The sequence below is a fragment of the Brevibacterium antiquum genome (assembly GCF_016107655.1).
GTDB lineage: Bacteria > Actinomycetota > Actinomycetes > Actinomycetales > Brevibacteriaceae > Brevibacterium > Brevibacterium antiquum.
The window spans coordinates 84,897-104,751 of record NZ_JABASX010000008.1 but is presented as its reverse complement, the minus strand read 5'-3'; the positions used below and the strand labels follow the sequence as shown (position 1 = coordinate 104,751).

The 19,855-nt window shown below is 64.3% G+C and carries 16 protein-coding genes; 13 read left to right on the top strand and 3 right to left on the bottom strand.

Features of this window, described 5'->3' with window-relative positions; genetic code table 11:
- The first annotated feature begins 12 nt into the window (after nucleotides 1-12).
- The 8 genes from JFC13_RS14220 (at nucleotide 13) to JFC13_RS14185 (ending at nucleotide 11,333) form a co-directional block, all read left to right on the top strand.
- Nucleotides 13-684, top strand: coding sequence for a peptide deformylase (locus JFC13_RS14220; RefSeq protein ID WP_232488637.1), 672 nt, complete (start codon nucleotides 13-15; stop codon nucleotides 682-684).
- A 43-nt stretch (nucleotides 685-727) separates the two neighbouring features.
- Complete coding sequence (gene msrA / locus JFC13_RS14215) at nucleotides 728-1,258, top strand: peptide-methionine (S)-S-oxide reductase MsrA (protein WP_198397723.1); 531 nt, start codon at nucleotides 728-730, stop codon at nucleotides 1,256-1,258.
- Complete coding sequence (locus JFC13_RS14210) at nucleotides 1,259-2,077, top strand: nitroreductase family protein (RefSeq protein WP_232488636.1); 819 nt, start codon at nucleotides 1,259-1,261, stop codon at nucleotides 2,075-2,077.
- Nucleotides 2,074-3,384, top strand: coding sequence for an MFS transporter (locus JFC13_RS14205; protein WP_332839425.1), 1,311 nt, complete (start codon nucleotides 2,074-2,076; stop codon nucleotides 3,382-3,384). Before JFC13_RS14210 ends, JFC13_RS14205 begins: the two co-directional genes overlap by 4 nt.
- Before the next feature lie 131 nt (nucleotides 3,385-3,515).
- Nucleotides 3,516-7,238 (top strand): efflux RND transporter permease subunit, encoded by a 3,723-nt coding sequence (locus JFC13_RS14200; protein ID WP_332839424.1) that lies wholly within the window; start codon nucleotides 3,516-3,518, stop codon nucleotides 7,236-7,238.
- A gap of 25 nt (nucleotides 7,239-7,263) precedes the next feature.
- Nucleotides 7,264-8,025 (top strand): CPBP family intramembrane glutamic endopeptidase, encoded by a 762-nt coding sequence (locus tag JFC13_RS14195; protein ID WP_198397722.1) that lies wholly within the window; start codon nucleotides 7,264-7,266, stop codon nucleotides 8,023-8,025.
- A 130-nt stretch (nucleotides 8,026-8,155) separates the two neighbouring features.
- Nucleotides 8,156-10,630, top strand: a complete 2,475-nt coding sequence (locus JFC13_RS14190) for a PhoX family protein (RefSeq protein ID WP_198397721.1) — start codon at nucleotides 8,156-8,158, stop codon at nucleotides 10,628-10,630.
- A 214-nt stretch (nucleotides 10,631-10,844) separates the two neighbouring features.
- A complete protein-coding gene (locus tag JFC13_RS14185) occupies nucleotides 10,845-11,333 on the top strand; it encodes a GNAT family N-acetyltransferase (protein WP_232488635.1) in 489 nt (162 codons plus the stop codon).
- Nucleotides 11,334-11,468: 135 nt separating this feature from the next.
- Here the strand turns inward: JFC13_RS14185 and JFC13_RS14180 are convergent, their stop codons facing one another.
- The gene (locus JFC13_RS14180) at nucleotides 11,469-12,113 is read right to left on the bottom strand and encodes a VOC family protein (RefSeq protein ID WP_198397720.1); all 645 of its coding nucleotides are present in this window, start codon (nucleotides 12,111-12,113) and stop codon (nucleotides 11,469-11,471) included.
- Nucleotides 12,114-12,290: 177 nt separating this feature from the next.
- Nucleotides 12,291-12,776, bottom strand: coding sequence for an inorganic diphosphatase (locus JFC13_RS14175; RefSeq protein WP_143922067.1), 486 nt, complete (start codon nucleotides 12,774-12,776; stop codon nucleotides 12,291-12,293).
- A 112-nt stretch (nucleotides 12,777-12,888) separates the two neighbouring features.
- Here JFC13_RS14175 and dacB point away from each other — a divergent pair, with 112 nt between their 5' ends.
- Genes dacB through tilS form a run of 3 tightly spaced genes read left to right on the top strand, consistent with a single transcriptional unit; the run spans nucleotide 12,889 to nucleotide 16,380 of the window.
- Nucleotides 12,889-14,355, top strand: a complete 1,467-nt coding sequence (gene dacB / locus JFC13_RS14170; protein ID WP_198397719.1) for a D-alanyl-D-alanine carboxypeptidase/D-alanyl-D-alanine endopeptidase — start codon at nucleotides 12,889-12,891, stop codon at nucleotides 14,353-14,355.
- Nucleotides 14,352-15,368 carry a zinc-dependent metalloprotease gene (locus tag JFC13_RS14165; protein WP_198397718.1) on the top strand — a complete coding sequence of 339 codons (1,017 nt, stop codon included), beginning with the start codon at nucleotides 14,352-14,354 and terminating at the stop codon, nucleotides 15,366-15,368. Before dacB ends, JFC13_RS14165 begins: the two co-directional genes overlap by 4 nt.
- The gene (gene tilS / locus JFC13_RS14160) at nucleotides 15,355-16,380 is read left to right on the top strand and encodes a tRNA lysidine(34) synthetase TilS (protein ID WP_332839423.1); all 1,026 of its coding nucleotides are present in this window, start codon (nucleotides 15,355-15,357) and stop codon (nucleotides 16,378-16,380) included. Before JFC13_RS14165 ends, tilS begins: the two co-directional genes overlap by 14 nt.
- A 62-nt stretch (nucleotides 16,381-16,442) precedes the next feature.
- On the opposite strand, the gene JFC13_RS14155 is transcribed toward tilS, so the two are convergent.
- On the bottom strand, nucleotides 16,443-17,714 hold the full coding sequence (locus JFC13_RS14155) for an amidohydrolase family protein (RefSeq protein ID WP_198397716.1): 1,272 nt from the start codon (nucleotides 17,712-17,714) through the stop codon (nucleotides 16,443-16,445).
- Nucleotides 17,715-17,856: 142 nt separating this feature from the next.
- Between JFC13_RS14155 and JFC13_RS14150 the strand changes: the two genes are divergently transcribed.
- Both JFC13_RS14150 and hpt read left to right on the top strand, forming a co-directional pair.
- Nucleotides 17,857-19,161: an MFS transporter gene (locus JFC13_RS14150; protein ID WP_198397715.1), complete on the top strand. Its 1,305-nt coding sequence runs from the start codon at nucleotides 17,857-17,859 to the stop codon at nucleotides 19,159-19,161.
- A gap of 46 nt (nucleotides 19,162-19,207) precedes the next feature.
- Entirely contained in the window at nucleotides 19,208-19,759 is a 552-nt protein-coding gene (hpt, locus tag JFC13_RS14145) for a hypoxanthine phosphoribosyltransferase (RefSeq protein ID WP_198397714.1), read from the top strand.
- Nucleotides 19,760-19,855: the final 96 nt, after the last annotated feature.

Sequence of the window (19,855 nt, the reverse complement as noted above, 5' to 3'; positions counted from 1 at the left end):
GTCGAAAGGGACATGACCATGAATGACGCCGATGCGCTCATCGCCGCCCAGATCCGTTCCGTGCTCGCCGCGGCAGAGGCAGGCGGGGGAGTGGCCCCGATCGTCGAGGCCGGCGACCCGATCCTGCGCTCGGTGACTCGCCCCTTCGACGGGCAGGTCGATGATGCGGAACTGGCTCAGCTCGCTGAGGTGATGCGAGCGACCATGCTCGCCGCCCCAGGCGTGGGATTGGCTGGTCCGCAGGTGGGCATCGGTCTGTCGATGTTCGTGGCCGAAGACCCCGGAAGTCTCGACCCTGAGACCGCCGAGGTGCGGCAGCGGACCCCGATGCCCCTGCGCGTCGTGCTCAATGCCGGCTACACCCCCGCCACCTCCGAGGACGTCGCCTTCTTCGAAGGCTGCCTGTCGATCCCCGGCTACCAGGCCGTCGTGGCTCGTCCCCGCGAGATCGAACTGCGAGGCGAGGACCTCAACGGCACGCCCATCGCCGAGGTGGTCTCCGGTTGGTCGGCACGCATCGTCGCCCACGAGACCGATCACCTCGAAGGCGTCATGTTCCTGGACAAGGCAGAGATGCGATCCTTGTCGACGAACACCTCGGTCGCGAGGTTCTGGAGCCAGCCTTCCACACAGAAAGCCGCCGCCGAGCTCGGGTTCACCCTGCCCAGCGGCATGCTCATGTGAACTCGACCGGGAATAACTCGCACACATCATGGTTGTACGGGATATGAGTGAACTTCGTACCCTGACCTTGGGCGCCGGATGCTTCTGGTGCCTCGACGCCGTCTACCAGCGGACCACCGGAGTCACCTCGGTGATCTCCGGATACACCGGAGGGCATACGCCGAATCCGCATTACCGTGAAGTCTGTTCAGGCACCTCGGGTCATGCTGAGGCGCTGCAGGTGACATTCGATCCGGAGATCGTCCCGGAAAGCGTCATCCTGGGCCTCTTCTTCACCGGACACGACCCCACGAGCCTCAATGCTCAGGGCTACGACGTCGGCACCCAGTACCGGTCGGCCATGTTCTACGCCGACGAAGAGGAGAAGGCGCGCTTCGAGGCCGCGATCGCCGAGGCACAGGGGATCTTCGAGGCTCCGATCGTCACGACGCTTGAACCCTTGGGCATCTTCCACACCGCCGAGGCTGTCCACCAGGACTTCTACACCGAGAACCGCAACAACGGGTACTGCCGTGTCATCATTGATCCGAAGCTGTCCCATGCACGGGAGGCGTTTGCGGATTGGGTGAGCTGAATGTCGAAACACAAAGACTCGTCTGAGCATCGCGGCTCGAAGAGGAAGAAGCCGAAGAGCGACGGTGCCTGCGAGGTGACGAAGGGGCGCGTGCGCGCCCACTTCCTCGACGGCGAGACCGGCCCCTGGGCGAAGAAGCTGGCCGCGGGTCCAAGCGCTGAAGAGACATCAGCAGCGGCACCGGCACCGGATGAGCAGACGGCGCTTCCCTCGCCCCGACTGGGTCCGGACTATTCGGCGCCGAGTTCCATCGACATCGTCGCCGACCCTGTCCTGCACGCGATCTCGACTCGACGTTCGATCTCAAAACTGGACCCGGAGACACCCAACGACTCCGACCTGCGCGAACTCATCCACGCAGTCTCCTCGGTCGCCGATCACAAGGGGCTCAAGCCCTGGCGGTTCATCATCATCCGCGGTGAGGACAGGATCCGTCTCGGCGCGGCCCTCGACGAAGCGGGTGGGGTGCACCGGAAGTCCGGTGAGATCAACGAGAAGCCGCTGCGGGCAGAACTCCTCCTGGCACTCGTCGCCGCACCGCAGGACAACCCCAAGGTTCCCGAATGGGAACAGCACGCCACAGCGGCCGGAGCAGGTCACCTGCTCGAACTCGCTCTGTGGCAGGCAGGTTGGGGCGTCATGTGGCGCAGCGGAAACCTCACGAACGAACCTGCCGTGCGCAGACTCCACAGGCTTAAGGACAAGGAACTGCTCATGGGCTGGCTCTACATCGGGGCGGTCCCCGAACGCTACCGACAGCGCATGGTCAACAGCACCCGACCACTGCCGGACCCCGAGCAGTTCCTCGATACCCTGTGACAAACGACGACAACTCGACGAACAACGGCGAACAGGCAGAGTCGACCGTTGCCTCGCGCCGTCTGCCGAAGGAGATCTACGTCCTCGTCGCGGCGGCCTTCATCGTGGCTCTTGGCTACGGCATCATCGCCCCCGTGCTTCCGCAGTTCGCGGCGAGCTTCAACTTCGGAGTCACTGCCGCCACGATCGTGGTCTCCTCCTTCGCCTTCTTCCGGTTCGTGTTCTCACCGTCCTCCGGACGCCTCGTCGACGCCTTCGGCGAACGCCGCATCTACATCTCCGGTCTCCTCATCGTCGCCGCCTCCACCGCAGCCGTCGCCTTCGCCCAGAACTACTGGCAGCTGCTGATCTTCCGTGGTCTGGGAGGCATCGGCTCAACGATGTTCACAGTCTCAGCGATGGCCCTGATCATCCGGCTGGCCCCGATCGACGCCCGCGCCAAGGCCTCGAGCACCTATGCCACGGCCTTCCTCGTCGGCAATATCGCCGGCCCCGTCCTCGGCGGTGCGATGGCCGGATGGGGCATGCGCATCCCGTTCATCATCTACGCCGTCGGGCTCCTCATCGCCGCCATCGTCGTTCGCATCTTCCTCGCCTCCACCGCCTCAGAAGGCTCCTCGACCAAACTCGGACGCGCACGCCTGGAAGCAACGAAGGACGAGACGCAGATGGAGGTGATGACGTTCAAACAGGCGTGGCAGGACTCTGCCTACCGCGCCGCCCTGATCTCTGCCTTCGTCCAAGGCTGGTCGGCCATGGGCATCCGTGTGGCCATCTACCCGCTCTTCGCCATCCAAGCGCTCAAGGCCGACACCGCGGTCGCCGGTCTGGCCCTGACGATGTTCGCGATCGGCAATGCTTCGGCGGTCACCGTCGTCGGCAGATTCGCTGACACCTATGGACGCAAACCCTTCATCCAATGGGGCCTGCTCGTCCTCGGCGTGACCACCTCGGCGCTGGCGTTCACCGATTCGATCTGGCTGTTCTTCCTCCTCTCCGTCATCGCCGGAATCGGCTCAGGATTGGCCAATCCCGCCCAGCAGGCCACCGTTGCCGATGTCATCGGACGCGATCGCAAGGGCGGTCGCGTCCTGGCGAAGTACCAGATGGCGCTCGACGCGGGAGCAATCCTCGGCCCCGTCATCGCCGGTGCCGTCGTCGACCACTTCGACTACTCCTGGGCATTCATGGCCACAGGTGTCCTCGGCATCCTGGCCGCTGCGTACTGGATCACCGGTCGTGAGACCCGGCCGCGGGTGGTGCGCCAAGCGGAGCAGAACGAGCGGATTGAGGACGATCTGAGCTGAGCTCGGCAGTGCCCGGGCGCTCAGGGTCTGCTCACGTGATTTGGATAGTGTGAATCACTAATATTGGTCCACGGAGCACCATCCCCTGCAGGCGATCCCTGCGCATGCGTCACCGACAAGAGAGTCACCACGTGAGTTTTCTGACCCGTTTGAGCCTGAAGAACCGCGCACTCATTGCGCTCATCTCAGTCGTCGCCATCATCTTCGGCATCATCGGGGCGGGAGCGCTCAAACAGGAGCTGTTCCCCTCTCTTGAGAACCCGCAGGCCACGGTCACCGCCTCGTATGAGGGTGCGACTCCCGAAGCCGTCGAACAAGAGGTCACCGATCCTCTCGAAGGTGCGCTGACGGCCCTGCCTGAAGTCGAGGACATGACTTCGACCTCTTCGGCAGGCAGCTCCTCGATCACTGTGAGCACCGAGTACGGTGAGGACTCCGACGATGTTGTGAAGTCCCTCCAACGTGCGGTCTCACAGGTTCAGGCCACTCTTCCCGACGGTGTCGAACCCACCGTGAACACGGCCGGAACCGATGACATCCCCGTCCTCGCACTGTCCGTGACCTCGGACGCCGATGAGGACAAACTCGCTGCCAACCTCAACGACATCGCCGAACCCGAACTGAAGAAGATCGACGGCGTCTCCCAGGTCATGATCGCCGGTGCGAAGACCAAACAGGTTGAGGTCACCATCCGGCGCGACGACCTCGAGGACGAGGGAGCCAACCTCGACGAGATCGCCGGCATCCTCCAGTCCAACGGAATCCCCACCTCGGCGGGCGAATTGAAGAGCGATGAGGGTACCGCGCCGGTCGAGGTCGGCACCCGCATCCGCTCCGTGGATGCCATCAAGGATCTCGTCATCAGCGGCAAGGACGACCCGATCAAGCTCTCCGACGTCGCCGACGTCACGATCGAGAACCAGCCCGTGGAATCGATCTCGCGCACCAACGGACAGCCATCACTGTCGGTGTCGATCATGAAGGAATCCGACGCCAACACCGTTGACGTCTCCGATGCTGTGGCCCAGAAGCTGCCCGATCTTGAGAAGTCGATGGGGGAGGACACGGAGTTCGTCTCCGCCTTCGACCAGGCACCATTCATCGAGCAGTCGATCCACGATCTGCTCGTCGAAGGCGGACTGGGGCTGTTCTTCGCGGTCCTCGTCATCCTCGTGTTCCTGCTCTCGGTGCGCGCCACGATCATCACGGCGATCTCGATTCCGCTCTCACTGCTCATCGCCATGGTCGGTCTGTGGATGGGCGGTGAGACCCTGAACATGCTGACCCTGGGTGCTCTGACGATCTCCGTCGGACGCGTCGTCGACGATTCGATCGTCGTCATCGAGGCGATCCGACGACGGCACGCAGCGGGTGGTGAGAAGTTCGCGAACATCCTCGCCGCAGTCTCCGAAGTCTCCGGGGCCATCACCGCCTCCACGCTGACGACCGTCGCCGTATTCCTGCCGCTGGCCTTCGTCTCCGGCCAGACCGGCGAGATGTTCCGACCCTTCGCCCTGACAGCCACCATCGCCCTGCTCTCGAGCCTGTTCGTGGCGCTGACGATCGTGCCCGTCCTCGCCTACTGGTTCCTGAGGCAGCGTGAGGCGAAGGTCAAGCTCACCCGCGCGGAGAAGAAGGAGATCCGCCGCAATCGCAAAGGCATGCTCTCCGAATGGAAGAGCGAGAACAGGGCCGCGAAGAAGGCGTCCAAGAAGCAGGACATCCTCACCGCCGGACGCCATGACGAGCCCGGCACCGAGTCCACGACTGCGAGTGCCGCCACCGCCTCGGCGGGGTCAGGCGTCGACTCCACTGCGGAGGGGACCGGCGAGGTCGATGAGCTTGCCGGCATGCATACGCCGGTGACGCGACTGCAGAAGACCTATATGCCGGTGATCTCCTTCTCCACCAAGCATCCGGTCGTGATGATCCTCGTGGCGGTCCTCCTCCTCGTCGGAACGGGAGCGATGGTCCCGCAGCTGAAGACCGAGCTCTTCGGCGACACCGGCCAGGACAGCCTGCAGGTCTCGCAGACCTTCGACCCCGGCACCGATCTCGATGAGGCCTCGAAGCAGGCAGAATCGGTCGAGAAGGTGCTCAAAGACAACAGCGATGTCGAGTCCTATCAGCTCTCCGTCGGGGGCTCGAACTTCGGGTTCACCGATGATTCGGCACTCACCGGCACCTACACCGTCAACTCCAAATCGGGCGTCTCGGCCCAGTCGATCTCCGATGAGCTGCAGAAGGAATTCGACGATCTGGGGGATGTGGGAACGGTCGAGGTGCAGAGCCAGAGCTCGATGCCCGGCGCTCAGACCATCGACGTCACGCTCTCGGCTTCGGATGCCGAAGAGCTCGACGATGCGACGAAGGCAGTCACGGACAAGCTCGAAGGCGTCTCGGGCACCCAGTCGGTGACCAGCGACCTCGAAGCCGTCCAGCCCGTGATCGAGGTCAAAGTCGATCATGAGAAGGCAGCCGAGGAGAATCTCACGGAAGCCACCATCGGCCAGTACGTGCAGCGGGCGATGCACGGCCAGAACATCGGTGAGGTCGTCATCGACAACGTGTCGCATTCGGTGCTGCTCTTCGACCGCAACGCCGACACGGTCGACGAACTGCGCGACCTCAAGATCCCCGGCACGCCGAAGGAGACCGCCCCCGCCGGTGGCGCCGGCGCTGCTGGTGCTGCTGGTGCAGCAGACGGTGGTGCCGGAGCTGCGGGCGGAGCCGGTGATGCCGGAGAAGCCGAAGGCGGCGCGGGCGCTGCCGGAGGAACGGGCGCTGCCGGAGGAGCGGGTGCCGGCGGTGGAGCTGGTGGCGACGCCGGTGCCGCTGGTGACCCGGGCGCCATGGCAGGCGCTCCGGCACCGACGTCTGAGCCTCGGTTCATCGATCTCAGTGACGTCGCCGAGGTGAAAGAGGTCAAGACCGCGCCGACGATCCGTCACACGGATTCGCAGCGATCGACCACCGTGTCGGTGACCCCTGCCGGCGATGACCTGGGCACCGTGTCCGCCGATGTGCAGTCCGCGCTGGGCGAGGTTGACATCCCCGACTCGGTCAGCGTCGACACCGGTGGTGCCACGCAGGAGCAGAACGAAGCGTTCTCCCAGCTGGGCCTGGCCATGCTCGCCGCGATCCTCATCGTGTTCGTCATCATGGTCGCCACGTTCAAGTCGCTGCTGCAGCCGTTGATCCTCCTGGTTTCGATCCCGTTCGCGGCCACCGGATCCATCGCGCTGTCACTGCTGACGGATACTCCGCTGGGCCTGACCTCGATGATCGGTCTGCTCATGCTCATCGGCATCGTGGTCACCAACGCGATCGTGCTCATCGACCTGATCAACCACTTCAGGGCGCGGGGCGTCGACTTGCGCGCGGCCATCGTCCACGGCGCCAGACTGCGCTATCGCCCGATCCTCATGACTGCGGCAGCGACCATCTTCGCGCTCGTGCCGATGGCGCTGGGCCTGACCGGCGGGGGAGTGTTCATCTCGAAGCCGCTGGCGATCGTCGTCATCGGCGGTCTCGTCAGCTCGACTCTGCTCACGCTCATCCTCGTACCTGTCCTCTACCTCCTGCTCGAAGGGGCGAAGGAACGTCGCGGAGAGAAGAAGCACGTGAAGAACATGGCCCGCGGCCAGGTCCTCGACGTCGCCGAGGCGAGAGCCGCGCAGCGTCCGGGCTCTGCGGATCATGCGCGCTCAGAAGCTCAGACGGACACCACCGCCGAGGTGGGGTCGCTGGCCACAGCCGAACCCACCGAGGCATCATCGTCGGCTTCGGACACCGCGGTTGAGCGTCCTGACCACAGTGAGCGCCCCGACACGGGAGAGGAACCGAAGCACTGAGGCCTCGCCCACTACAGTGGGATCCATGAGAAGCGAGCTCGAACCACAGGAGAAGAAGCGCCTGTGGTTCGAGCTCGGTCTCGTTGCGGCACTCTCGCTGGGCCAATCGGCGGTCTATGCGATCGTACGGTTGGCCGACATCACCACCCGCGGTCCGATCAGCGACGCCCAAGCGAAGCTCAACACCTCGATGTCGCCGCGACCCGGATTCGACCTCGTCTACCAGATCCTCGACATCGGGTTCACCCTCGTGCCAGTGCTCCTGGCCCTCTACCTGCTGACTCGCGACCCGAATGCCGCGCCCCTGAGCACACGGCTGGGCGTGAACGGCCAGTACGGAAAGGACCTCGGCCGCGGAACGCTCATCTTCACCATCATCGGCATCGGCACCCTCGCCGTCTATGCGGGCGGTAGGGCACTGGGGATCACGGCCGAGATCCAGCCGGCCAACCTCGGCGATCATTGGTGGACCATTCCCGTGCTCATTCTGGCGGCGGTGAAGAACGGCATCGTCGAAGAGGTCATCATCTTCGGCTTCGGGGCCGAACGGCTCCAGCGCCTGGGCTACGGGATGTGGCCGATCATCATCAGCCTGGCCGTCTTCCGTGCCAGCTACCACCTGTACCAGGGCATCGGGCCATTCATCGGCAACGTCGCCATGGGCATCATCTTCGGGTGGTACTTCATGCGTCGGGGCAGGCTGATGCCGCTGGTGTGGGCGCATTTCATCATCGATGCCGTGGGTTTCCTGGCACCGGGAATCCTCAGTCTCGTCGACATCGGCTGAACTGGTTCACACGCAGTTCATCGAACCGTAGTTCTGGGTCCAACTGACCCTGAAAGTCTCAATTTGGTGAGCCCGACTCAGTTTCGTGAGCCAGGGCCGACGGACACGACCCGAGGAGACAACTGAACCGATGGCACCCCTACGTGAACTTCTGCCCATGGCCAGCCACGTCCGTGGCAAGCGCAGCCCCGTGACATGCGCGCTCAAATGCGACAACGCGTGCACGAAGGCGATCTGCAACACCTCGTCCAACAGCTACTTCCGCGACATCGTCGGAGCGCAGCTGTCCCGCAGGGCAGTGTTGGGCGCGTCGGCGGCAGGAGCATTGGCCATCGCAGTCACGACCGGACCGAGCCCGACCACACGCGCAGCCGCGGCCGCAGCAGCAGGCACAGGAGGCAGCCTCGACTTCACCGCGATCGACCCGGTCCAGCACGAGGTCGATAAGTTCATCGTCCCTGAGGGCTACTCCTGGCACCCCGTCGTTCGCTGGGGCGACCCCCTGTTCGCTGACGCACCGAAGTTCGACCCTGAGAATCAGAGCGTCGAATCGCAGCGCCGCCAGTTCGGGTACAACAACGACTACCTCGAGATCCAGGTCGACGAGAGCGGAGACGGCAACCGCGCCCTCCTGTTCTCGAACCAGGAGTACACGAACGATGCGATCATGTACCCCGACAGCATGGACAAGGCCACTCAGCGCGCCATCAGCCGCGACGCACACGGGCTGACAGTTGCCGAACTGGTCCGAACCAATGAGAAGACCCCGTGGAAGGTCGACGTCAACGGCGCAAACAACCGCCGCTTCCTCATCGACACCGAATACGAATTCACCGGACCGGCAGCCGGCTCCGACCTGCTTCGGACGAGGGACTACCCCAACGGCGACAAGGCTCAGGGAACCCTGGGCAACTGCTCGGGAGGCCTGACCCCGTGGGGCACTCTGGTCTCCGGTGAGGAGAACTTCAACTCCTACTTCAAGGCGCAGGGCACCTCGGCGGCTGACAAACGCTACGGTCTGAGCAGCGAAGCCTCGGCAAATGGCTGGGAAGAGGACCTGCAGCGATTCGACACGAACAACTCCGGCTACGCCAACGAGGCGAACCGATTCGGCTGGATCGTCGAGGTCGACCCGCGCGACCCCGAATCGACACCGCTCAAGCACACCAATTTGGGGCGCCTCAAGCATGAGGGCGCCAACATCACGATCGCCGACTCAGGTCAGGCCGTTGCGTACATGGGCGACGATGAGAAATTCGACTACCTCTACAAGTTCGTGTCCAAGGGGAAGTACGTCGAGGGCGACCTGTCCCACAACATGACCCTGCTGACCGAGGGTGACCTGTTCGTCGCGAAGTTCACGGGCAACTCCCCGAAGGGTGAGATCGATGGCAGCGGCGACGTTCCGGCCGACGGCGAGTTCGATGGCAGCGGACAGTGGCTGCCGCTGATCAAGGACGGCAAATCGCAGGTCTCAGGCATGGCCGTCGAAGAGGTGCTCGTCAACACCCGGCTGGCAGCCGACAAGGTCGGTCCCACGAAGATGGACCGCTGCGAGGACGTCGAGCCCAACCCCGTCAACGGGAAGATCTACGTCGCGTGCACGAACAACTCGGATCGTGGCGTGGACGGCAAGGCCGTGGCCGATGAGGCGAACCCGCGCACCGAGAACCGAGACGGACACATCGTGGAACTGACCGAACGCAGCGGCGACCACACCGGCACCGAATTTGACTGGACTCTTCTGCTGGTCTGCGGTGACCCGAAGCAGGGCGACACAACCTACTTCTCAGGTTTCCCCGAAGACCAGGTCTCGCCTATCTCCTGTCCCGACAATGTCACTTTCGACTCCGCAGGCAACCTGTGGATCTCCACCGACGGTGCCCCCGATGGCATCGGCTACTGCGACGGTCTATTCAAGGTCACCATCGAAGGTGAGGAGCGCGGACGCGTCGAGCAGTTCCTCTCAGTCCCTCGTGAAGGTGAGGTCTGCGGACCACTCATCCACGACTCCTATAACTCGGCGTTCGTGGCCGTCCAGCACCCCGGTGAGGACGGCGTATGGTCGGACCAGCACTCGCAGTTCCCCGACTACGTCGACACCACGGATGTCGACAAGGGCGTGGCCGCGCTTCCCCGCCCAACAGTGGTCCAGGTGATCAAGGGCAGCGGCGAAGAGCCCACCGACCCTCCGACAGAGGACCCGAAGGACGCAGACCAAGACGCTGACGCCGAAGGAAACGAAGACACCTCGTCTGATGGCAGCGACGGGGCTGACGGCGGCGCGTCCGACGGCGGCGATGGAACCTCCTCGTCCGAGGGATCGAAGAGCGGATCGCAGGACGGCGCGAAGGATGCAGCTGCTGCGGCCGGAGCAGCCGGCGCAAGTGAGGCCGGCGCGAACGGCGGCTCCGGATCAGGAGGCTCGGGCTCCGGTGGCGGCGGTGACCTGCCGCGGACCGGCAACGACAGCACTCTGCCGCTGCTCGGCGGAGGTGCCGGCCTGCTTGCCGCAGGCGGTGCCATGGCAACGGCCGCGCACATGCGCAAGAAAAAGGCAGCAGAGAGTGCCGAAGACCTCACAGAGGGCTCTGCGGAGGTCTGACTCCGCGGCCACTCCAGCTTAAGTGGACGTTTTGGGCTGACAATTCCGATTGTATTCAGCCCAAAACGTCCACTTAAGCGTGAACCGGTGGCGTAGGGCGATGCAGCTGTCACCGTCGCTACCCGCTCGTAGAGCGCGGACCCTCAACGAACCACGGTGTGCAGAGCACGTATAGGCCCCTCTTGCTCGCCTCGGAGGGAGATGGTTGGCTGGCATGATGAACGAGGCCGTCACCCTCCGTCCTCTGTGTGTCGGGGACGCAGCCGAGATGGCGGTCGTTCTCTCACATCCTGTCCTCTACCGGTACACAGGCGGGCAACCGCCCAGCGAAGCTGACCTCAAGAGGCTCTATGTCATTCAGAATCGCGGTGGGCCTGCCGACCGGAGCGAGATGAGGCTGAATGACATCGTCACCGTCGGGGATGACCAGCAAGCTGTCGGATTCGTCCAGGCGACCCTCCCGGCCGATCAGCGATCCGCGGAGATCTCCTGGGTGATCGGTCGCCCGTGGCAGGGGCTCGGGTACGCAGGTCGGGCCGCGTTGCTTCTCACCGACGACCTTCGCACCCGCGGAGTCGAACAGATCATCGCTCACTTTCATCCAGATCACGAGGCGTCGCAGCGAATCGCCGAGCGGCTCGGCATGACTGAGTCCGACGTTGTCGTCGACGGGGAGACACGGTGGACCGGGTTCCTGGTGTAGAACGAGGCCAGCACACCGAACCGGTGTGCTGGCCTCAACGTGGTGCTGTGTCAGTACTCTGCTGCCAACCGTCTGGCTCCATCTTGCCAGTGTCGAACAGCGGCGAGCGCCGAACGGTACGACCTACTCGGCGACTCAGATGGTGACGAGGCCGTTCTTGGCGGTGTCGAAGCTGATCGACATGATGCCGGGGGTGCCGTGCGGCGCCGACCAGTCGATGTGGATCTCCGGGATGGGCTTGGGATCCTGGGTCCCCAGCCAGTCGCGGAGTCGGTCACGATCCCCGGCGATCTGCAGGGTGTCGATGGCGACATCGCCATTGGTCTTGTAGGACGAAGGATGCTGAGACGAGTCGGCTGCCCACTTGATGAAGAACGGAAGCTGAGGGTCGGCGATGAGCCCCTTGATTCCGATCTGCAGCCATTTGAGTTCCAGGCCTGATTCCGGGGTGCGGTTTCCGTCGACGGCTTTGCGTTCGAGACGAGTCTCCACTCCGGCGAGGTCATCGACCGAAACGCACCAGCCCATCCAGCCGCCGCCGAGCTCGGAGCGAGCTCGCACTGCCTGGCCGAAGGGTGTTGACAACGCGGCCGGGTGCTCCAAGGCTTCGACGACTTCGAGGTAATGACCGTTCGCGAGAGGGAAGATCAGATTTCTGGTACCGAATCGAGGATGCACACCACCGTCGTAGGGAACCACGCCGAGCTTCTCCGAGATGCGCTCGGCAGTGGCTTTGTACCCGTCTGGTTCGCTGGCGAATGACACATGATCGAGTTTCATGTCTCGACAATCGCATAACCTGGCTCACACTTCTCATTAGGTTCACCTAACTAGTGGGTCGTGCCAGGTGCGGCAGCGACTCGTCTGATGAATGCAGAGACCGCCCGGAAGGCGAGGTCCGGGCGGTCTCTGATCACGGGTGAGGCGATGCTTCACACCGCCTCGGTGAGGGTGAACTCAGTGAGAGTCTTTGAAGCGCTTGATCGAAGCCTCGACCTCGGCCTCAGCCTCAGCGCGGCCGACCCAGCTGGAGCCCTTGACGAACTTGCCCGGCTCAAGATCCTTGTAACGAGTGAAGAAGTGCTCGATCGAGTCGAGGGTGAACTGGTCGACGTCGCCGATGTCCTGGTAGCTCTCCCAGCGAGGATCGCCGGCCGTGACGCCGAGGACCTTGTCGTCGCCGCCTGCTTCGTCTTCCATCTTGAACATGCCGATGGGACGCACATCGATGAGGACGCCGGGGAAGAGAGGTTCGGGCAACAGCACGAGAACGTCGAGCGGGTCCCCGTCGTTGCCCAGAGTGTCCTCGAAGAAGCCGTAGTCAGCGGGGTACTGCATCGAGGTGTAGAGGTAGCGGTCGAGCTTGACTCGACCTGTCTCATGATCGACCTCGTACTTGTTGCGCGATCCGCGCGGGATCTCGATTGTGGCCAAGAGTTCCATAGTGCTCCTTCAAGCTAGGGTTGCATCACTAGAATAGAGCTTACAAGTCCCCACGAACGACAACCACAACGGCTACGGCGAGGACGATGGCAATGAGAATGAGAGCCCGCGCTTGAACCAGACCCCGGAACGGAAGAGGCAGAAGCGGTCGAAGAAGGCTGTCGCCGGCATCACCGCAGGCAGCCTCGCCATCGTGCTGGCCGGCATCGCAGCTATCGACGCCTACGATGTCTTCCCCGAACTCCCGGGAATCCTGACCACCGACCCCGCCGTCGAGGTCCAGGCGGTCCCCGCACCTCACGCACAGGGGAAGAACATGCCTGCCCCCGCCTCGGCGCTGGATGATTCCGCACCCGTGCCCACCAAGATCCCCGACACAGTGGACAAGATCCTCTCTGATGCCAAGGTCAAGGGCTTCGGGATCGAGATCCGCGACGGGCTCAGCGATGACATCCTCTACGCCGAGAACGAGAACAGGCCTCGCACCCCGGCCTCGGTGACGAAGGTCCTCACCGCCTCGGCGGCGCTGCTGAGCATCGGCGGCGAGACGAGACTGAGAACGACCACGGCATTCGACCCGTCCACTTCGACGGTGACGCTGACAGGCGGCGGTGACTCACTGCTGGGTGCGGGGGAGTCGCAGCCGGGTGCCGTGAACGGTCACGCGGGCCTGACGACGCTGGCGCAGCAGACCGCCGAGTCACTCAAGAGCCAGAACGTTGCCGAGGTGGCCCTTGACTTGGACACCTCCCGGTACACGGGCGAGGACTTCAGCCCCGGATGGGAGCGTGCCGATATCGCCAAGGGCGTCATCACCCCGATCCAGCCGCTGATGATCGACACCGGTTATGTCGGCAGCAAAGACAAGGAGTGGCGGGGCCGCAGCGAGCACCCGGCCAAGGACGCCTTCGCCGTTTTCTCCAAAGAACTCAAGGCGGCCGGGATCACGGTCACCGACACCCCGAAACCTGCCGCTGAGACGGGTGAGGATGCGAAGACCGACGGTGATTCCGACACCACCGAGCTGGCGGGGGTGGAGTCGGCCACGATCTCCGAAATCGTGGAATACGCACTCGTGCACAGTGACAACGTCGTCGCCGAAGTCCTCGGCAATGAGGTCGCCATCGCCCAGGGCGAGCCGGGCAGCCTGGAAGCGGGGCCGAAGGCTGTTCTTGCGGCCCTGTCCGATTCCGTGGACCTGGGCAAGACCCACCTCGAGGACACCTCGGGCCTGTCCTATGACAACCAGATCAGTCCGCACGACCTGACGACGATCCTGCAGGCATCGGTCGTCGCCGACGATTCGCTCGCCAGCCTCATCAGCTATATGCCAGTGGGCGGACTGACCGGCACGCTCACGGACAGATTCACCAAAGATAAGACCGCAGCCGGGACGGTGCACGCGAAGACGGGGACACTGTCGACCGTGACCTCACTGGCAGGAGGGGTGCTCGATGCCGATGGACGCTATCTCGTCTTCACCCTGCAGATCGACGATGTGGACAAGGACAAAATTTTGGAAGCCAGGAAGACAGTTGACGATATCGTCGCAGCACTCGCGGATTGCGGCTGCCGATGATCGTCGATGAGAAGTTCGCCGCCCGCACAGCCCGGGAACTCGTCCCCGCAGCGCGTATGCCCGACACCGATGAACTCGACGCGCTGGTCGCCGGGCTCAAGGACAATGCGCTGACGGCTCAGGAACTCGTCGTCGACTCGTTCCTCCTCGACCCTGCCCATGCCGATGACGTGCGCAGTCGCCTGGGCGCCGGTTCCGTGCTCGTGCTCGATCAGATCGGCTGGATCAAGGCCAATGCGCAGTCGCTCAACGGCATGGTCGACGCGGACTCCCTGCCCACCCCGGTCAGTCCGGGAGCCGCGAAAGCAGCCGCCGTGGAACTGGCAGGCGTGCTCTCTCTGCTGTCGACTCGAGTTCTGGGCCAATTCGACCCCTTTGCGGTGGACACGGGCCGGCTGATGTTCGTCGCCCCGGCTGTCCTCATCGCCGAAGAGGCGATGAGCGTCAAGCCGCGCGACTTTCGCATGTGGGTGGCCCTGCACGAAGCCACGCACCAGGTGCAGTTCGCCACCGCGCCCTGGCTGCGTGAGCATATGCGCTCTCTTCTGTCTCAAGTCGTCGCGACTCCGCTCAAGGCACCGGGGATCAGCGGTCTCGCTGACGTCTTCTCCACTGTGGGCCGGATCATCAAGGGCGATGCGAGCATGGTCGATCTGATCAGGGACGAGGGGATGCGCAGCGCCCTCGACGAGGCGACGGCGATCCTCAGCCTGCTCGAGGGGCACGCCGACGTGGTCATGGACGAGGTCGGCATCGAAGTGATCCCGAGCGTGCGGAAGCTGCGACGCAAGTTCGAAGCCCGCCGCGACGCCGGTCAGGGCGGATTCCTGTCGAACCTGCTGGGCATGAACCTCAAACTCGCCCAGTACCGTGACGGCGCCACGTTCGTCCGCGCCATCCGCAAGGAAGTCGGCCAGACCGGTTTCTCCGCCATCTATGCCGAACCGGAGAACCTGCCGAGGAGCGAGGAGATCCACACCCCGAGCCTGTGGTTGGACCGTGTCCACGGCTGAGGCGCGACCACCTCGGCGACCGAGCCTCGATCCGGCCAGCGGGGCGATCCGCAACAGTGTCCGTGAAGCCTTGGCCCAGTTGGGCAGCTCCCGGCCCAACATCATCGTCGCGGTCTCCGGGGGAGCGGATTCGATGGCGCTGCTGCACGCCTGCGCCTTCCTCCACCGACGTGGGGAGCTGCATGCGCAGGCCGTGACCGTCGACCATGGTCTGCAGTCCTCGACCGCCGAGGTGGCCCGCCGGGTCGTCTCCATCGCCGAATCCTGGGGTGTGCCCGCCGAGGTCGCCACCATCACCGTCGCAGCCGGCGATGAGGGCCTCGAAGCCGCCGCCCGCGATGCCCGCTACGGCGCACTTGAAGCCGCCCGGGAAGTGCAGGGGGCCGAGTGGGTGCTGACCGCGCACACCCGCAGCGACCAGGCGGAGACGGTGCTGCTGGGACTGATGCGAGGTTCGGGCACGAGATCCCTGGCTGGAATGGCTCTGCGCACCGGCACCGTGGTGCGTCCCCTGCTCGACATCGAACGGGCGACCAACGTCGCTTCGTGCCGGGCTCAGGGCATCGAAGTCTGGGATGACCCGATGAACGCCGACGATTCCTTCGCCCGGGTCCGCGCCCGCGCCCTGCTGGCCACCCTGGAAGCCGACCTGGGCCAGCCTGTCACCGCGAATCTGGCCCGCACCGCCGAGCTGTGCCGTGCCGATGCCGACTGCCTCGACGAGCTCGCCGAGACCTCCGCCGCCACCGTACGCGGACGCACCGAGGTGCCGTTGGCCGAACTGGCAGGAATGGAGGATGCGATCCTCTCCCGCGTCGTCCGCGAGTGGCTGATCTCCCTCGACGTGCCCGCACAGAGCTTCGGCGCCGCCCGCGTGGCCCAACTGTGCGCCCGGATTCGCGAACCTGGGACCTCGGATCGCCCACATGCTCGTCTGTCGCTTCCCGGTGACACCGAAGTGATCATCACCAGGCAGCTCCTGTGCTTCCGTCGCGAGGCGAAGACCGGCTGACTGCAGCCCACTGTGGTTGGGCGTGGAATTCGGTCGTCGAGCTCCGTCTTCGATCGTCGGGCTCAGGCCTCGCCGTCGACCAGGCGGCCGCCGGTGGCCACCAGCTCGCCGTTCTTGAAGACGTCGCGATCGGCTGGGCAGTCCATGATCGCCGAGGTGACCGTATCGGCCTCGAGCAGCATGAAGTCCGCCGGAGCACCGATGCCCAGACCGAAGCGGGCATCATCGACCAGTGCGGTTCCGTCCGGTCGGGCGCCGGCCATCACCTGCGCCCCACCTCGGGAGGCGATGTCCAAGCAGGCCTCGATGTCCGCATCCAGGCGATGCCCATTCGTGAATGCCAGCTGCCAGGTCCGCCGCAGCAGGTCACCGTCACCGTAGGGACTCCAGTAATCACGCTGACCGTCCTCGCCGAGACCCACAGCCACCCGATTCTCACGCAGACTGCGCTGCGGCAGGACGCCGTTCTGCGGTGCCACCGTCGTCAGAGAGATGCCCGCCTCGGCGACGAGTTCGATGATCCGTTCGACCTCTGGTGCAGGGTTGGAACTCAGGGCGAAGGCGTGTGAGATCGTCACCTTCCCCTCCATGCCGAGAGTCTTCGTGCGGTGGGCGATCTCCTCGAACGTGAACACGCCTGCGCTGCCGCGCTCATGCAGATGGATGTCGATGCCTTTGCCGTGCTTCTCCGCAAGCCCGAAGACGACGTCGAGATGCGCGACCGGATCGCGATCATATTGGAGCGGATCGAGTCCTCCGACCAGATCAGCGCCCTCGCTCAAGGCCAGGTCGAGAAGATCCCTGACACCCTTTTCACGCACGATTCCGGCCTGCGGGAAGGCCACGATCTGAGAGTCGAGGACCCCAGCGTGATCGGCCAGTGCATCCCGGACGCCGCTGAAGCGCTCGAGACCGCAGTCGGCGTCGATCTGGGTATGTGAGCGGATGCGCGTACCGCCGGAGGAGACGATCTCTGCGATCACGAAGGCCGCCTGATCACGGACGCTGCGCTCGCCCTGCCGCCAGTTCTCCCGATCGTTCATGATGAAGCCGTGCAGCGTTCCGTCGGCAGTGTGGGGACGGAACGTCTGGCCCATCCGGTTCGAATCGAGATGGGCATGGACGTCGCCGAGGCTGGGCAGCAGCGCTCGCCCAGCCCCATCGATGATGTCGGACCCATCGGCGCTTTCGGCGCCGGCGGCATTGGTGCGGCCGATCGCCTGCGCCGAGGCGGCCGGCGTGAACGAGGTGAACCGTCCGTTGTCGATCTCGACATCAACGGTCTGGGCATCGGCGGTGCGGGGAAAGAGGCGAACATTTCTCAGAGTGGTCATCGTCGTCCTTGACAGTAGGAGGGCATGTGATCTCCAAATGGTATACCGTTATGTGGTTCGGGTACGGGCCCCGGCGGGTACGGGTCCACAACGAGTGCGGGCCCCCGGACCGAGCGAGCACAGCGTCTGAAAGGATGAGCCCATGACCTCTCAGCCCGAATACGGCCATCGTACGGGTCGGGGACTCGACGTGCTGGCACTCGTGGGCCTCATCCTCATCGCCTGCTCCCTGCGACCGGCCGCATCGTCCCTGGGCCCCGTCCTCTCCGAAGTCCAAGGCGCCTACGCCCTGGTCGAATGGCAGACGGGCCTGCTCACAGCACTTCCCGGCCTGATCTTCGCAATCTGCGGGTTCATCGCCGTACCCGTGCTCAAGAAGATCGGACTCTTCAGCTCGCTGGCGATGACCTGCGTGCTGATCGCGGTCGGAGTGGGCGCCCGGGTCCTCGTCGACAACTGGGTCGGCTTCGCCGGGCTGACCGTGCTCGCGCTGGTCGGAATGTCCATCGGAAACGTCATTCTGCCGGTGTACGTGAAAACGCGCTTCCCCAACCGAGCCAACCTCGGCGCCACGGCCTTCACGGTGTCCCTGGGACTGGGCGCGATGTTCCCCGCCTTCCTCACTGCACCGCTCACCGGCCACTTCGACAACTGGCGGGTGGGACTGGGCATCTGGGCACTCGTGCCCGCCTGCGCACTGATCACTTGGATCATCCTCAGACTCGTCCGATCTGTACCCCACCTGGATCAGCCCGAACAGGACACGCACGAGGCCGGCCCGCCTCGGCGACATATCTTCACCTCAGCCAAGGCCAGATACATGGCGATGTTCTTCGGTCTGCAGTCGGTCAACGCCTATGTCCAGTTCGGATGGCTGCCGCAGATCTACCGTGATGCGGGGATCGATCCGGTCCTCGCCGGACTCATGCTCACGGTCGTCACCCTCGGTGGGATCCCCGGCGGCTTCCTTGCCCCGCAGATCATCATGCGCAGCATCCTGCCCCGCTTCTTCCTCGTCAGCTTCTCCGTCAGCGCCGTGTGCGGCTACCTCGGACTGCTCCTCATGCCCACCACCGTGCCGGTGCTGTGGGCAATCCTCCTCGGCTATGGCGGCTTCGCCTTCCCTGCCGCGCTCGCGCTCATCACGGGCCGCACACAGGCCGTGTCCATCACTGCCCGGACCTCGGCATTCGTGCAGTCCAGCGGCTATGTGCTGGCCGCGATCGGTCCCTTGGCCGTCGGCGGTCTCCTCGGACTCAGCGGCGGCTGGTCGGTGCCGCTGGGGTTCATGATCTGCGTTTCGGCGCTCATGGGCGTGACCGGGTACCTTGCTGCCGCCCCGGGGACAGTCGACGATGAGCTGGCAGCACCGGGCTCTCGCGCCGCAGCATCAGACCTCCGTGGCAGCACGAACGACCTCCGTGGTGGCACGCCGGGGCAGAAGTGAATCATAATGGAGACACACCCACCCCAAGCGAGGAGATTCGACACCTGTGGACATCAACGATCTCGGCAATGACATCGAAAAAGTACTTGTCTCGGAAGAACAGATAGCCACACGACTCGTTGAACTGGCAGCCGCCATCGATGAAGACTACAAGGGCAAGGACATTCTGCTCGTCGGCGTCCTCAAGGGTGCTGTCATGGTCATGGCGGATCTGGCTCGCGCGATCCATTCGCCCGTGACCATGGACTGGATGGCCGTCTCCTCCTACGGTTCGGGTACCAAATCGTCCGGTGTCGTGCGCATCCTCAAGGATCTCGACACTGACCTCTCCGACCGGCACGTGCTGATCGTCGAGGACATCATCGACTCGGGCCTGACTCTGTCCTGGCTGGTTCAGAACCTGCGTTCGCGTGGAGCGGCGACCGTTGAGATCTGCACGATGCTGCGCAAGCCCGAGGCAGTCAAGGTCGACATCGACGTCAAATACATCGGCTTCGACGTTCCGAACGAATTCGTCATCGGCTACGGACTCGACTATGCCGAGAAGTACCGCAACGTTCCGTTCGTCGCGACCCTGGCTCAGCACGTCTACAGCTGAGCGTTCCGCGCATTGACTGAGTGCCTGCCGCACCCGGGAACAAAACCGGGTGCATTCGAGCTATGTCAGTGCGAGGTATTAGGCTGTGGGGGATGT